The following is a 14,314-nucleotide window of genomic DNA, read 5'->3' on the forward strand; positions in this document are numbered from 1 at the left end:
GACGAGCCGAAAGGACATGGGGCGGGCAAATATAATTTGCAAGAAAAAGCGCGCCTTGCGGCGCGCCCTCTCTGATCGATCCATCCGGCCAGCCCAATCAAGCGGCTAGCGTATCGAGCTGCTCCTGCACAGATAACCAATCGACCTCAAGCGCTTCGATGCGCTTGTCGAGTTCGGACTGCTTCCACACCGTATCGCGCAGCTGATCCTTGGCCGACTCGGCATAGATGGCCTCGCCCGCCAGCAAGGCCGCCAGCTCAGCGCGCTGGCTGCCCAGCTTGCTCAGCTCCGCGTCGATCTTGGCCAGCTCCTTTTCCAGCGGCTTGCGCAGCGCGGCCACGCGCTGGCGCTCCTCGGCCTCCTGGCGTTTCTGCGCCTTGCGCTCGCTGGCGGTGGGCATCTCGATGCCGCCACCGACCGCGATACGGCCACCCTGCTCGCGATAGCGCTTGTAGTCGTCCAGATCGCCATCGAAAGGTACCACGCGGCCATCGTCGACCAGCCAGAAGCTGTCGGTGGTGGCGCGCAGCAGGTGGCGATCGTGCGATACCACCACCATGGCGCCCACATAGTCCTGCAGGGCCAGGGTCAGTGCATGGCGCATTTCCAGATCGAGGTGGTTGGTCGGTTCATCAAGCAGCAGGAGATTGGGCCGCTGCCAGACGATCATGGCCAGCGCCAGGCGCGCCTTTTCGCCGCCCGAGAACGGCGCCACCGGGCCGGTGGCCATCTCGCCATGGAAGTTGAAACCGCCCAGGAAGTTGCGCAGCTCCTGCTCGCGCGTCTTGGGGTCGATCTGCTGCATATGCCAGAGCGGGCTCTCGTCCACGCGCAGGTGTTCAAGCTGGTGCTGGGCAAAGTAGCCAATCTGCAGGCCATGCCCTTCCAGGCGCGTGCCGGCCACCAGGGCCAGGTCGCCGGCCAGCAGCTTGATCAGCGTGGATTTGCCGGCGCCATTGCGGCCCAGCAGGCCGATGCGCGCACCACCCTCGATATTGAGCGACACATCGTCAAGCAGACGATTACCGCCATAACCGGCCGCGCCGTGCTCGATCTTGAGCAGCGGGTTCGGGCTGGACACGGGCGGACGAAAGCCGAAGCTGAAGGGCGAATCGATATGCGCGGCGGAGATCATCTCCATGCGTTCGAGCGCCTTGATGCGGCTTTGCGCCTGGCGTGCCTTGGTGGCCTGGGCGCGGAAGCGGTCGATGTATTTCTGCAGATGGGCAGCTTCGCGCTGCTGCTTTTCGAAGGCTTGCTGATGCTGGGCCAGCTTCTCGGCCTTCTGGGCTTCGAATTCGGCGTAATTGCCGGTGTACAGGTCGATGCGTGCATTGGCCAGATGGGCGATCGCATTCACGGTCGCATCGAGGAAATCGCGGTCATGCGAGATCAGCAACAGGGTACCCGGATAGCTGGACAGCCAGTTTTCCAGCCACAGCACGGCATCCAAATCAAGGTGGTTGGTCGGCTCATCGAGCAGCAGCAGGTCGGAACGACACATCAGCGCCTGGGCCAGATTCAGGCGCATGCGCCAGCCACCCGAGAAGCTCGCCACCGGGCGGCTTAGATCGGCGGCCGAAAACCCGAGGCCGTGCAAGAGCTTGCTGGCACGCGCTTCGGCCGCATAGCCATCGACCGCTTCATAGCGGCCCAGCCAGTTGCCATGGGTCACGCCATCGTGGGCTGGATTGTCCATTTCGCGCTGGATCAGGCGCAGCTCAGCATCGCCATCCAGTACGTAGTCGAGCGCGCTAGACTGCAGAGCCGGCGTTTCCTGGCGCACCGACGCGATGACCATGCCGGCCGGGTAATCGAAATCGCCGCCATCCGGCAGCAGCTCGCCGCGCAAGAGACCAAAGAAGCTGGACTTGCCAGCGCCATTGGGACCAACGATGCCCACGCGTTGGCCGCGGTGCAGAATCAGGTCGACTTTATCAAGCAGCACCTTGGTGCCGCGCCTTAGGGTAAGAGAGGAGAGACGGATCATGGGCGAATTTTACCAGCTGCCGGCGCAGCACCGGACTTTGTGAAATCAACTAGAATCCAGCGGTGCCCATCTGCAGCCTGCCATGACTCTTTTCGACCCACACCATGCTGAAACCGCCCAAGCCGCCTATCTGCGTCTATTGAAGACCAAGGGCGCGGCAACCAGCATCCTGACCCGGCGCAAGCACTTCCTGCGTCATCTGGTCAGCGCGCTGGAAAGCCAGACCGATCAGCACATCACCGATGATGATGCTGGCTATCGGCATGCGGTCGATCATACGATTGCACGCTTTCCCGACGACCAGCAGATCGAGATCATCACCACCTCGCGCGAGTTCTACCCGTTCTGGACCGGCGATCTGAAGACCATCGCCCGCCTGAATGCCGCCGATGCGCTGTCGCTCGACCATGCGCCCATCGATCTACAGGGCAGCCTAGTGGAAATGTTCGCGCGCATGGATCTGGACCCCTGGGTAAACAACAGCCACGCCGGGCTCGATGACTATCTGGATCTGCTCAAGCAGCAGGGCGCCGACGACGCGGTGCTGGATATCCGCGAGCGGCTCCTGACCCTGCTGCTCTACATCATCCGCCATGCCGATGCGACACCGATGGCTTACCGCGCCGGCGTGGATGCCATGCTGACCCTGTTCTCCCGCGAGGACAGCCGCCGTCAATTCATTGAGATGGCGCGCGAGTTCTTCTACTGCTGGCACGGTGCCAACGAAGCCGATTCCCTGGCCCGCGCCGCCTGACAACCTAGCCCACCGAGCTTGCCCATGACCCGACCTTCCCCCGATGTCGCGCTGGAGCAGTACCTGGAAACCCTCAAGCTCAGCGGCGTGTCGACCAAGCAGCTGACGCTGGCGCGCCACTTTCTGCGCCACCTGATGAGCACGCTGCGCGATCTGCCTCAGGATGGCCATGGCTATCGCAAGGCATCCGAACTGACCTTGCGCAATTTCCCGGCTGACGAGCAGTTCCGCAGCTTCGTGCGCGAGTTCTTCCCCTACTGGAATGGCGAGGCAGCCCCTCCAGCCAAGACCAGCCAGCCCAGTCTGGCCCCGACCGAGGCGTCGCTCTTGGCGGCCATGCAGAAGATGGAAGCCGACCCCTGGGCGCAAACCAGCGTGCTCAAGCTCGAGCAGCAGCTGCACCAGCTCAAATGCCTGCAGCGCTATGCCGAGGAGCTGAAGAAGGCCGGCCTTGAGGACGCGAATGTGCAGCTGCGCGCGCGGCTGATCAAATTACTGCTGTTTCATCTGCGCGAAGCCACGCCCAATACCGAGAGCTACCGAGCCGGGGTGGACAAGCTGCTGGCCATGCTGCCCAGCCAGGAACGCTGGCATGTGTTCGTCAGCCTGGCGCGCGAGTTCTTCTATTTCCTGGCCAGCGACCCGGAGGCTGGCAGCAAGCTGCAGCGCCAGCTCAGCACCGCCGATCTGCAAGGCCTGCTCGCCGCCTGATCAGGGCAGCAGGCAGAGCACGGCGCCCATCGCGAGGCCCAGGCCCAGCCAGTGCACGGCGCGCAACGGTTCGCGAAAAACCAGCGCGCCCACCAAGGTGCCAACCGCAATCACACCGATATTCATGCTGGCGAACACCAGCGCGGGGGACTGGGAAAAGTGCTGGTGGGCGCGGATATAGAACAGGATATTGCCGAAGTTGAGTAGACCGAGCGGCAGGCCGAGCAGCAAGGCCCGCCCCTGCCAGTTGGCGCGACGCCAGAGCAGATAGGCAAGCAGCAGCGCCCCCGCCAGCAGGAAGGCCAGTAGCAAGGCGCTGGCAAAGCCGGCCCCGGCCAGCGCCAAGCGCTTGAACAGCAGGTCGATCAAGCCATAACCTAGCCAGACCGCCAGCAGATAGCGCCAGCCCTGCGTGGATGCCACCTGCTTGGTGCTGGTCGGCTTGTAGAGCAGACAGCCCAGCGCCGCCAGGCCCAGCACGATGCCCCATAGCTTGGGCAGCAGCAATGCCTCACCGAACAGGGTAAACGCTGCAATCAGCGGAATGATCAGCGACAGGCGCTGCGCGGCATCGCTGCGCACGATGCCGGCCTCGCGCACCGAGCTGGCCATGGCGATAAATACCGCGGGTAAGAGCACACCCAGCGCCACCAACAAGGGCCAGGGCAAGCCTGGCTGATGCAAGAGCGCGCCTAGATCAGGGCGCAGCAGACCCAGGCAGAGCGCTGAAGCAAGCGCGTAATTGAGCAGAATGGTCTGGCGCAGGTCGATACCGGCCTGGCGCGCCAGCTTGAACAGCACCGAGACCGCCACGCTGCAGGCGATGCTGAGCAGAAGAAAATGCATGGATGGGGAACCGATCAGATGCGAAAAGCCCGGCAACACATAGCAGTGTTGCCGGGCCAGCAGTCAGGCTTAACGCTTTGCCTTGAAGCCCAGCCAGTAGCAGGCCAGCGCGAGGCCCGCACAGGCAATCGCCACCCAGGCCGGCAAGGAGATGCCGAGCAGCGACCAATCGACCAGCGCGCATTCGCCCGAGCCGAACAGCACCTTCTGCAGTACCTGGGTGAAGGGCATGCTGTCGAGCATGAAATTCAAACCAGGCCCGCAGGTGGGCACTTCGCTGGGTGGCAGGGTCTGGATATAGGCATGGCGCGCTGCAATCGCGAGGCCAGCCAGGGCGGCCAGCGTGCTCAACGCGCCGTAGACGCGGATGCCCAGCGTGGACTTGGGATTGTGCAAGGCGGCCAGCAGGGCCACACCACCGACCGTGATCACGCACACGCGCTGGAAGATGCAGAGCGGGCAGGGATTCAGATAACGGTAGTGCTGGAGAAACAGGGCAAAGGCCATCATGCCGGCACAGGCCAGGAAGATGGCGAAGTAGCCGGTACGGCGATTCAGCAGAGACATGGGATTTCGCAAAGAGGATTCAGGACGGTTCGGACATCAGCAGGGCGCGGGTAGTTGCATCGATATCGATGGCCAGATCATGGGCGGCCAGCACCCGGTTATCCAGCGGACGCACCACCTTCATATTCAGGAACAGCTTTTCGCCCGCCACCACATAGGTGCCCACCACCACGGCCTGCACATTGTGCGCGGCGCTGATGTCCTTGACTTCGCGCGACAGCAAGAGCTCGCCCTTGCCCTCACGTACGAACACACTGCCGCGCAGCTTGAGCTCCACGATCGGGTATTGCTGGACCAAGAGGCGGCTGGCCACCTGTTCGGCCATCAGGCGGCCGAAGTTGGTAGTCTCGGTCAGCTGGTCCAGCTGCACAAAGGTGGCTACGATCACCGGCTGATCGACCTTGACGGTCGGATAGGCCATGGCGGCCAAACGATCGGCGGCCTCGTAGCTGGCCCGTATCATGCTGTTCTTATTGCCCTGCTGATAGCTGGCGCAAGCGCTCAGCATCAAGGCAATCCATACCACGCAGAGCGCACGCATCATTGCACCCCCGTCACATTCATGCGCTTGGTCTGGGTAGGCGGGGCCGGCGGCGCGGGCGGCGGCGGCAGCAGCGATTCATCGTAAAGGCGCACATCGGCCTGGTTGACCAGGTAGGCATCGGTGCTGCGGAACAGGAAGCGGCTGCCATTGCCGATCGCCGTGGTCACCACCACCTGCAGGCCTGCGTCCATCTTGATCGACTGCACCTCGGCATCCAGGATCAGCGTGCCATCGGCGCGCTTCTGCGCCACGGTCAAGCCCTGCTCGGTCAGGCGGCTTTGCAGATATTGGCGCAGCGCACGCGCGAAAGGGGTGGGCAGGCTTGGTTCACTCACATAGATGGGGCGGCTAGTCAGGTCCTTGACCTGGGCCGCCCGCGTCACGATGCGTGCAGCGGCCTCCTTGGCCAGCTGGCCCCAATCCACCGGTGCACGCAGCAAGGGGGTTTGCAGCTCGGGCGCAAGCGGCTGCGGCGGCTGTTGCGCCTGGCGCAACTGAGCGCAGCCACACAGGCAGAGCAGAACGGCGGAAACCAGCAGCAGATGGCGCACAGCCTTAGTCCTCGGTCGAGTTTGGCGCGGCAGGATCATAGCCGAGAAAGCGCATGATGTCCTCGCGCCGGCGCATCGCGTCGCTATAGCCGAGCTCGATCAGATCGCGCGAATAGCGACGATGAAACAGCAGATAGGAGGCCAGCACCGAACCTTGGCGGCGTAGCGCACCCAGGCCACGCAGTGCAAAGCGCATGGTCCAGGGGAAGTGGCCGGTGTGCCGGGAAGCCAGCTGCTCAAGCGGGCGCGAAGGTGAAATGACCAGGATTTCCACTTCGCGCAGCATCAGTCCCTGCTGGGCCTTGGTCTCCTCGGGCACGAAGGACAGGGTGCGATTCACGCGCGCGATACGTTCGAGATCCACCTCCATGCCATCGATGAACACGCTATTCATCAGATGACCGGCCACCTGGGCCAGCGAGGGATAGTCGGTCGCATAGAGGCGCTCGAGCGGCTCTTCACGCGCTGGCGACACACCGATCACCAGCACCTTCTGTGCGCCTAGATGCAAGGCCGGACTGATGGGCGCGACCTGGCGCACCGAGCCATCGCCAAACCATTCTCGGTGGATCTGTACGGCCGGGAAAACGAAAGGAATCGCCGAAGTGGCCATCAGGTGATGGATATCGATCTTGGTGCTGCTGCCCACGCGTTGAGCGCGGTTCCAGCCAGGCAGATTATTGGCCTGATAGAAGGACACCGACTGGCCCGAGTTATAGCCGGAGGCGGTGATGCTGAGCGCGCGCAAGGCACCGCTATCGATATTCTGCTGGATGCCCTTGAAGTCGATCATGTGCTCGAGCAACTTGGCCAGCGGGCTGTTGTCGAGAAAGGAGCGCGGATTCTTGCGCACCAGTCCGCCGGTGAGCAGCGGGCTCAACCAGTGGAAGAAGTAACGGAGCATGGTGCGGAAATCGGTGTGATAGACCTGATCCACGGTCAGGTTCTTCCACACATATTCGAGCTTGCAGACACTTTTGCGGAAGTGGCCGCTACCCGCCGCGAGCGAGGCGGCATTGATGCCGCCAGCCGAGGTGCCACAGATGATGGGAAAGGGATTCGGTGCATTGGCCGGCAGCATCTTGGCAATCGCACGCAGTACGCCCACCTGGTAGGCCGCACGCGCACCGCCACCGGACATGATCAGTCCAACCAGCGCAGAGCGGGATTCGGGCATGTTCTCCTCGTTCTTATTCGATGCCGGCCACGCCTGACGGCCGCGCGCTTTCAGCATAGCGTATCGCGCTACTGGCAGCGTAGTGCTGCAGCATTCGGAGCAAAAAGCGAATTACGGTATAATCGATTTTTGCCGCCAAGGGATTTAGCCATGCGTGTTATTCAGAAAGCGCTGACCTTCGACGACGTCCTGCTCGTCCCCGCTCACTCCAATGTCCTGCCACGCGATGTCAATCTATCGACACAGCTGACGCGTGAAATCCGCCTGAACCTGCCGCTCGTCTCCGCCGCCATGGATACCGTGACCGAGGCCCGCCTCGCCATCGCCATGGCCCAGGAAGGCGGCATCGGTATCGTGCACAAGAATATGCCCCCGCAAGCGCAGGCCGCTGAAGTCAGCAAGGTCAAGCGTTACGAAAGCGGTGTGGTCAAGGATCCAGTCACCATCAAGCCCGAAATGCTGGTGCGTGACGTGGTGGCACTGACCCGTCAGTACAAGATTTCCGGCCTGCCGGTGGTGGAAGCCGATGGCAAGGTGGTTGGCATTGTCACCAACCGCGACCTGCGCTTTGAAAGCCGCCTGGACGCCAGCGTCTCGAGCATCATGACCCCGCGTGAGCGTCTGGTGACCGTGCGTGAAGGCACCAGCATCGAGGAAGCGCGTGAGCTTATGCATGCGCACCGCATCGAACGCGTGCTGGTGGTCAACGACGCCTTCCAGCTGCGCGGCCTGATTACCGTCAAGGACATCATCAAGAAGACCGAACACCCGAACGCCGCCAAGGACAGCCTGGGCCGTCTGCGTGTGGGTGCTGCGGTCGGCGTGGGTGGCGATACCGATGAGCGCGTACGCCTCCTAGTGGAAGCCGGCGTGGACGTGATCGTGGTCGATACCGCCCACGGCCATAGCCAGGGCGTGCTGGACCGGGTCAGCTGGGTGAAGAAGCACTATCCGCAAGTGCAGGTAATTGGCGGCAATATCGCCACCGCTGCTGCCGCCCTGGCCCTGGTCAAGGCCGGCGCCGACGGCGTGAAGGTCGGTATCGGCCCAGGTTCGATCTGCACCACCCGTATCGTGGCAGGCGTGGGCGTCCCGCAGATCAGCGCCGTGGCCAATGTGGCCGAAGCGCTGGCCGGCACCGGTGTGCCGCTGATTGCTGATGGCGGCATCCGCTTCTCGGGCGATATCTCCAAGGCTATTGCTGCTGGCGCCAACCTGGTCATGCTAGGCGGTCTGTTCGCCGGCACCGAGGAAGCCCCGGGTGAAGTCGAGCTGTTCCAGGGCCGCTCCTACAAGAGCTACCGCGGCATGGGTTCGCTGGGCGCCATGCAGCAAGGCTCGAGCGACCGCTACTTCCAGGAAAGCAGCAATGCCGACAAGCTGGTGCCGGAAGGCATCGAAGGCCGCGTGCCCTACAAGGGCCCGCTGACTGCGGTGATCCACCAGCTGATGGGCGGCCTGCGCTCCTCGATGGGTTATCTGGGCTGCGCCAATATCGCCGATGTGCACAGCAAGGCGGAGTTCGTCGAGATCACCTCGGCTGGCATCCGCGAATCGCATGTGCACGATGTGCAGATCACCAAGGAAGCCCCGAACTACCACGTCGACTAAAGCGACGCCTGTTCGTGATCAGCCCCCGCCTGGCGGGGGCTTTTTTCTGCGCGCACGGCGCGCTCGCCACGAGAATCCGGCCATGACGCCTGATGCACTGCTCGAACTTGCCCGCCAACGCCAGGCCCAGTCCGATCTACACGCGGCCGACAACTTCGCTTGCATGGTGCTTGAGCGTGACGCCGACCATGGCCCTGCCCTACTCCTGCGTGCCCAGCTAGCCTGGCAACGGGGGCAAGTCGACCTCGCTGTGCCTCTCCTGGTGCAGGCCATGCAAGCCAAGCCGCCACAAGCACTGGCTTTCTGGCTGGAGGCGGCCCAGCTCGCCCAGCGCTTGGAGCAGCCCGCGCTCAGCTACACAGCCTACCGGCATGCCTGTGCGCTGGCGCCCGAGAATGTCCTGCTGTGGAATCAGCTCGGCGTGCAGGCGCAGGCCATGGGCGATTGGGAACAGGCTGCCCACGCCTATCAGCACGCGCTGGTCTTGGATGAGCAGCAGGCATTCGCGCATAACAATTACGCGGCGCTGCTGCAGGCGCAAGGCGACTATCCCCAGGCGCTCAAGCACTTCCAGCGCTGCGTGCAGCTCAAGCCCGACTACCCGATAGGCTGGCGGAATTATGGGGGTCTGCTGCAGGAAGTCGGTCAGTTTGAAGCCGCCCTGCACGCATACCGGCAAGCCTGCGCGCTGCAAGCCGACTATGTCGAGGCACTGGCCGGCTGCATGTATATGCAGCTACAGCTGGCCGACTGGCGCGAACTCGATCAGCAAGAGCGGGCGCTACGACAGGCTATGGCAAAGGCGCCCCAGGCGCGCGTGTCGCCTTTTGTCTTGCTCAGCCTCGATGCGAATCCGGCAAGGCAGCTGGCGGTAGCACGCCAATGGTCCAGCCAATTCCCCACACAAGCCCTACCCACGCGCCAACCAACCCAGCGCGCGCGCATCCGGCTTGGCTATCTGGGTGGGGATTTCTTCAGCCACGCCACCAGCTGGCTCACCGCTGGCTTGTTCGCCGCGCATCGTCGCGACGCCTTCGAGGTCTGGGGTTACGACTATGGGCCCGATGATGGCTCCGCCCTGCGTAGCCGCGTCAGCGCCGGCTTCGACCGGCTCGTGAGCGTCAGTACGCTCAGCCAGCATGCGCTCGCAGAGCGCATACGCGCCGACGAGATCGATATCTTGATCGACCTGAAGGGCTGGACGCGTGCGACGCGCTGCGACGTACTGGCCTGGCGTCCAGCGCCGGTGCAGGTGCATTACCTCGCCTATCCGGGCAGCTTGGGCGCGAGCTGGTGCGACTATCTGCTCGCCGATCACACGCTCATCCCGAGCGGCGAGGAGCAGCACTATCAGGAGGCCATCGTGCGTCTGCCTACCTGCTACCAGATCAATGACCGCGCACGCGCGATGGCTTCGCCGCCCTCACGCCAGGCCGCAGGCCTACCCGAGCAGGGTTTCGTGTTCTGCTGCTTCAACCAGCATTACAAAATCCTGCCCGGCCTGTTCGATATCTGGATGCAGCTGCTGCATGCCACACCGGGCAGCGTGCTGTGGCTGATGGACATGGGCGCAGGCAATCGCACACGGCTATGTCACGAGGCGCAGCGCCGCGGGATTGGACAGGAAAGGCTGATCTTTGCCCCCGCCCTCCCCCAGGCCGAACACTTGGCCCGCCTGAGCCTAGCCGATCTGGTACTGGACACCCTGCCCTATAACGCCCATACCACGGCCAGCGATGCGCTCTGGGCCGGCGTGCCGCTGCTCAGCTGCCAAGGCGAGGGCTTCGCCAGCCGGGTGGCAGCCAGTTGCCTGCACGCGGTTGGACTGCCCGAGCTGATCACCCACAGCCTGCCCGAGTACCGCGCCATGGCCTTGCAGCTCGCTCAGCATCCGACCAAGCTGCAGGCCTTGCGCGAGAAGCTGGCACATCAGCGCCTGAGTTGCGCCCTGTTCGACACCGCAGCCAGCGTCGCTGCGCTCGAACAGGCCTATGCCATCATGTGGCAACGTGCACTGGCCGGACAGGCAGCAGCAGGTTTCGATCTACCGGAGGCGCTTAGCTAGCCAGCCTGGCTAGCCGCTTTCTGCACGATGTCATGGAAGAAGGCATACACGCCGTCCTCGCTCATCTCGCGTGCATTGGCCAGCTCGCCAGCGCGGGTGGCGTACAGCACGCGCTGGTCGGGCGCCAGGACCACCACGGCCGGGATGCCCTTCTTGATCGGGTTGCCATACACGGTATCGATGTCCAGATGCTTGTTGAAGCGCCCCACATCGATCTTGACCACCTTGAACTCCTTGCCGATCAGCGCGGTGTTCTTGGCGCTCTTCAGTGCGCTGTCGAGCGCGCGGCAGTCCTTGCACCAGTTTGCGCCGAACACCAGCAAGACTGACTTTTGCGTCTTGCGCGCTTCGATCAGCGCTTGCTTCACGTCTTCGCGCGCATTCGCGGCTTCATCGTAGGCAGGGATCTCGGCCTGTGCCAGTAAGCTGGTCAGCAAGATCAGTAAGGTGAGCGATTTCTTCAGCACGGCAGCTTCCCAAAAATGAGTCAGCGCGCATTGCAGCGCAATCCGGGCCGACCTTCAAGCCCATGCTCAGCGTGGCAGGGTGAAATGGTCGCGAATCTGCCAATTGGGCGCCTGTTCGCCCTCGGCTTCGACCCAGAGTGGGCGCGTGACACCGGCCTGCGGCTGTTCGACCCAGCGCTGCGGTACATGGTCGGTGCCGAGCATATAGCCATGCAGATTGCCGTCCGGATCGATGCGAAAGCGCAGAAAGCCCTTGTAGCCTTGGTGTGCAAGCGGTGAGAAAGCGTTATTGGCCAGCAGGCCGCAGCGCGCCATCAGGGAAAAATAAGCCCCGAACAGCAGACCGCCGACTACGCTGCCGGCCACCACCAGCAGGATGCCGATCAGGTAGCGATCACTCAGCCACTGGCAAAGCAGCCAATACAGGCTGGCGGCGGCCAGCATATGCAGGATGGCCAGTAGTGCGCAGCTGAGGGCGGTATGCAGGCCATCCTCACGCGCGATGGCCGCGCACAGCCCAAGCAGAACCAGGTGCACGCCCAGAGCCAGCGGGCTGAACAGCAGCGCGCGCAACCACATACCCAGGAAGTCTCCCCAAGGCAAGCCGGCAATCTGACTGGCCGGCACGAAGTGGTCGGGAATGAACGACTCGGTGAATACAAAGCTCGCGCAATACACGGCCAGCCAATACAGAAAACCTAGCAGCACCGAGAACTGCACATTGCCCTGGGCAAAGCGCTGGAAATGTTCGGCCCAGCCCACCTTGAACCAATTGCGCCAAGCGACACTTGCCGCCGGCTGGAACATGGCCAAGAGATTTCCCCAGGACAGGCCGCGGCTGGTATCAGTATCCGGGTAGCTGGCTGCCTTGCTGTAACAACGCAGGCCTTCGGTCTGGCAGGCCGAGGCCAGCGTACCCAGGCGCACGCGCTCGGCCAGATCGGGTGTCATCGCGCCACTATCGTGCGCGCAGTCCATGGCCTTGGGCAGACTGCTGGCCCGCCCATGGGTAGGGTGCAGGAAAGCGCCGGCGGAGCCGCAGGTGATCAGCGCATCGCTGTAATCGAGTCCGCCCACCCCTTCCTGCCCCTGCTCGCGTACATAGTGGTGCAGATCGCCAGCCAGGCGCAGGCGGATCTTGATACCGCGCGCGAGTAGCAAGGCTTCCAGACGCTGATAGCGCTTCGGATAGCCGGGCCTGGCCGCATCGCCGAGCGGGCGGGTCCAATAAGGCTCGGGGTAGAGCAGGATCACATTGTCACCTGGCTGCAGTTGCTGGTTGACGATATGGCAGAAGGCCTCGTACTGCTCGCGGTCGAGATCGGCCACCAGCGCGAAATCCAGACCGAACAGCCACCAGCCATACGGTAGCTGGGCAGCGAAATAGCTGCGCGCCTGCGGTGCATGCGCGCCAAGGAAGCGGTCATCCAGATCGGCCACGAAGTGGCGGTGAAAAGTGGAGATATTGTCGAACCAGTCATGGTTCTGCGGAATGGCCAGCACGGTCTTCTTCGGCTCGAACAGATCGGGCCGGGCGGCCTCCCATAGTTCGATGAAACGGTACTGATACTCCTCGCCGCTGGCGCCTGGATAGGCCAGATCACCGCCCAATACCAGTAGATGACCGCGCGGCAGTATCTTGGGCAGGGCGGGGTCCTGCGCGGCCTGCTCGCCGGGTCTCAGGCTGGGTGACTGTGCGGCGCGCGCCACCGTGTACGTCGCATTGCCGCCATCGCCGGTATCGGACACGAAATCCCACCAGAAATCGCTGTGCGCATCGCGCGCCGACACGATGACCGGGGCCATGGCCCCGGAGAACAGTTCGCGCCGGTCGAAGTTGCGGATCTGGTCGGCCGTAGAGAGCAGATCGCGCGCCGAGCGCAGCAGCACGGCCGGGTTATACCAGGCCACCGGCCAGCGCCGCTGTGGCGGCACCTTGCAGCCGAAGTTGTAATGACTCATCTGCCTCACTCCCCATGATTGATCCGCCTGCCGCTGCAGCCCCTGCCCTTGTGGTAAGCCATTCTGGCCGGCAGCGCAATCCCACACGCCGGCACGACGCAAAAACGCCAACGCCACCCGAAGGTGGCGTTGGCGTTGTACTGCAGATCGCGGCAAGCGATTACTTGATCATGCCCTTGGACTTGAGCAGTTCAAACATGGTCTTGCCGATCTCGGCCGGGCTGCGCGTGTACGCGATGCCAGCCTTTTCGAAGGCAGCGAACTTCTCTTCCGCCGTGCCCTTGCCGCCCGAAATGATGGCGCCAGCATGGCCCATGCGCTTGCCCTTGGGGGCAGTCACACCGGCGATGTAGCCGACCACCGGCTTGGTCACATAGGACTTGGCGAATTCGGCCGCTTCTTCTTCGGCCGAGCCACCGATTTCACCGATCATGATGATGGCGTCGGTATCCGGATCGTCCTGGAACAGCTTGAGCGAGTCGATATGACTGGTGCCCGGAATCGGGTCGCCGCCGATACCGATACAGGTGGACTGACCGAGGCCCAGGGCGGTAGTTTGCGCCACAGCTTCATAGGTCAGGGTGCCTGAACGCGACACGATGCCGATGCGGCCAGGGTTGTGGATATGCCAGGGCATGATGCCGATCTTGCACTCGCCAGGTGTGATGATGCCTGGGCAGTTCGGGCCAATCAGGCGGATGCCGGCTTCATCGACGGCGCGCTTCACATACAGCATGTCGATGGTGGGCACGCCTTCGGTGATACAGACCACCAGCTTCACGCCGGCGTCGATGGCTTCCAGGATGGAATCCTTGGCAAACGGGGCCGGTACGTAGATGACCGAGGCATCAGCCTGGGTTTCACGCACGGCGTCGCGCATGGTGTTGAACACCGGCAGGCCCAGATGCTGGCTGCCGCCCTTGCCGGGGGTCACGCCGCCGACGACCTTGGTGCCGACCTTCAGCGCCTGTTCGGCGTGGAAAGTACCGTTCTTACCGGTGAAACCTTGCACCAGCACCTTGGTGTTCTTGTTGACTAGAACGCTCATTTGTAACTCCTGATTCTGTGC

At 63.2% G+C, this 14,314-nt stretch carries 13 protein-coding genes; 4 read left to right on the forward strand and 9 right to left on the reverse strand.

Annotation, left to right across the window (positions count from 1 at the left end):
- Positions 1-97: 97 nt before the first annotated feature.
- Complete coding sequence (locus BT173_RS07620; RefSeq protein WP_072428042.1) at positions 98-1,990, reverse strand: ATP-binding cassette domain-containing protein; 1,893 nt, start codon at positions 1,988-1,990, stop codon at positions 98-100.
- An 82-nt stretch (positions 1,991-2,072) separates the two neighbouring features.
- On the opposite strand from BT173_RS07620, the gene BT173_RS07625 reads away from it, so the two are divergent.
- Entirely contained in the window at positions 2,073-2,744 is a 672-nt protein-coding gene (locus BT173_RS07625) for a hypothetical protein (RefSeq protein WP_072428043.1), read from the forward strand.
- Positions 2,745-2,768: 24 nt separating this feature from the next.
- Entirely contained in the window at positions 2,769-3,455 is a 687-nt protein-coding gene (locus BT173_RS07630) for a hypothetical protein (protein WP_072428044.1), read from the forward strand.
- On the opposite strand, the gene BT173_RS07635 is transcribed toward BT173_RS07630, so the two are convergent.
- The 5 genes from BT173_RS07635 to BT173_RS07655 form a co-directional block, all read right to left on the reverse strand.
- Complete coding sequence (locus BT173_RS07635) at positions 3,456-4,301, reverse strand: hypothetical protein (protein WP_072428045.1); 846 nt, start codon at positions 4,299-4,301, stop codon at positions 3,456-3,458.
- 69 nt (positions 4,302-4,370) lie between these two features.
- Complete coding sequence (locus BT173_RS07640; protein ID WP_072428046.1) at positions 4,371-4,868, reverse strand: disulfide bond formation protein B; 498 nt, start codon at positions 4,866-4,868, stop codon at positions 4,371-4,373.
- 19 nt (positions 4,869-4,887) lie between these two features.
- Complete coding sequence (locus BT173_RS07645) at positions 4,888-5,412, reverse strand: FlgO family outer membrane protein (protein ID WP_072428047.1); 525 nt, start codon at positions 5,410-5,412, stop codon at positions 4,888-4,890.
- Entirely contained in the window at positions 5,409-5,963 is a 555-nt protein-coding gene (locus BT173_RS07650) for a hypothetical protein (RefSeq protein ID WP_072428048.1), read from the reverse strand. Before BT173_RS07650 ends, BT173_RS07645 begins: the two co-directional genes overlap by 4 nt.
- A gap of 4 nt (positions 5,964-5,967) precedes the next feature.
- Entirely contained in the window at positions 5,968-7,140 is a 1,173-nt protein-coding gene (locus tag BT173_RS07655) for a patatin-like phospholipase family protein (protein WP_072428166.1), read from the reverse strand.
- 150 nt (positions 7,141-7,290) lie between these two features.
- On the opposite strand from BT173_RS07655, the gene guaB reads away from it, so the two are divergent.
- Both guaB and BT173_RS07665 read left to right on the forward strand, forming a co-directional pair.
- Positions 7,291-8,751 carry an IMP dehydrogenase gene (gene guaB / locus BT173_RS07660; protein ID WP_072428049.1) on the forward strand — a complete coding sequence of 487 codons (1,461 nt, stop codon included), beginning with the start codon at positions 7,291-7,293 and terminating at the stop codon, positions 8,749-8,751.
- 82 nt (positions 8,752-8,833) lie between these two features.
- Positions 8,834-10,816 carry an O-linked N-acetylglucosamine transferase, SPINDLY family protein gene (locus BT173_RS07665; RefSeq protein WP_072428050.1) on the forward strand — a complete coding sequence of 661 codons (1,983 nt, stop codon included), beginning with the start codon at positions 8,834-8,836 and terminating at the stop codon, positions 10,814-10,816.
- On the opposite strand, the gene BT173_RS07670 is transcribed toward BT173_RS07665, so the two are convergent.
- From BT173_RS07670 to sucD, 3 genes are all read right to left on the reverse strand, one after another.
- Positions 10,813-11,283: a thioredoxin family protein gene (locus tag BT173_RS07670; RefSeq protein ID WP_217651422.1), complete on the reverse strand. Its 471-nt coding sequence runs from the start codon at positions 11,281-11,283 to the stop codon at positions 10,813-10,815. The genes BT173_RS07665 and BT173_RS07670 overlap by 4 nt on opposite strands.
- Positions 11,284-11,349: 66 nt before the next feature.
- Entirely contained in the window at positions 11,350-13,245 is a 1,896-nt protein-coding gene (locus BT173_RS07675) for a hypothetical protein (protein WP_072428051.1), read from the reverse strand.
- Positions 13,246-13,405: 160 nt separating this feature from the next.
- Positions 13,406-14,293 carry a succinate--CoA ligase subunit alpha gene (sucD, locus tag BT173_RS07680; protein WP_072428052.1) on the reverse strand — a complete coding sequence of 296 codons (888 nt, stop codon included), beginning with the start codon at positions 14,291-14,293 and terminating at the stop codon, positions 13,406-13,408.
- Positions 14,294-14,314 lie beyond the last annotated feature (21 nt).

It is taken from the genome of Chitinimonas taiwanensis DSM 18899 (assembly GCF_900119825.1).
Classification (GTDB): domain Bacteria; phylum Pseudomonadota; class Gammaproteobacteria; order Burkholderiales; family Chitinimonadaceae; genus Chitinimonas; species Chitinimonas taiwanensis.

Excerpts from the sequence above, each read along its gene's own strand:
- BT173_RS07630 (WP_072428044.1), top strand. The coding sequence starts at position 2,769 with ATGACCCGACCTTCCCCCGATGTCGCGCTGGAGCAGTACCTGGAAACC.
- BT173_RS07675 (WP_072428051.1), bottom strand. The coding sequence starts at position 13,245 with ATGAGTCATTACAACTTCGGCTGCAAGGTGCCGCCACAGCGGCGCTGG.
- BT173_RS07620 (WP_072428042.1), bottom strand. The coding sequence starts at position 1,990 with ATGATCCGTCTCTCCTCTCTTACCCTAAGGCGCGGCACCAAGGTGCTG.
- BT173_RS07655 (WP_072428166.1), bottom strand. The coding sequence starts at position 7,140 with ATGCCCGAATCCCGCTCTGCGCTGGTTGGACTGATCATGTCCGGTGGC.
- guaB (WP_072428049.1), top strand. The coding sequence starts at position 7,291 with ATGCGTGTTATTCAGAAAGCGCTGACCTTCGACGACGTCCTGCTCGTC.
- BT173_RS07625 (WP_072428043.1), top strand. The coding sequence starts at position 2,073 with ATGACTCTTTTCGACCCACACCATGCTGAAACCGCCCAAGCCGCCTAT.
- BT173_RS07665 (WP_072428050.1), top strand. The coding sequence starts at position 8,834 with ATGACGCCTGATGCACTGCTCGAACTTGCCCGCCAACGCCAGGCCCAG.
- BT173_RS07645 (WP_072428047.1), bottom strand. The coding sequence starts at position 5,412 with ATGATGCGTGCGCTCTGCGTGGTATGGATTGCCTTGATGCTGAGCGCT.
- BT173_RS07635 (WP_072428045.1), bottom strand. The coding sequence starts at position 4,301 with ATGCATTTTCTTCTGCTCAGCATCGCCTGCAGCGTGGCGGTCTCGGTG.
- sucD (WP_072428052.1), bottom strand. The coding sequence starts at position 14,293 with ATGAGCGTTCTAGTCAACAAGAACACCAAGGTGCTGGTGCAAGGTTTC.
- BT173_RS07640 (WP_072428046.1), bottom strand. The coding sequence starts at position 4,868 with ATGTCTCTGCTGAATCGCCGTACCGGCTACTTCGCCATCTTCCTGGCC.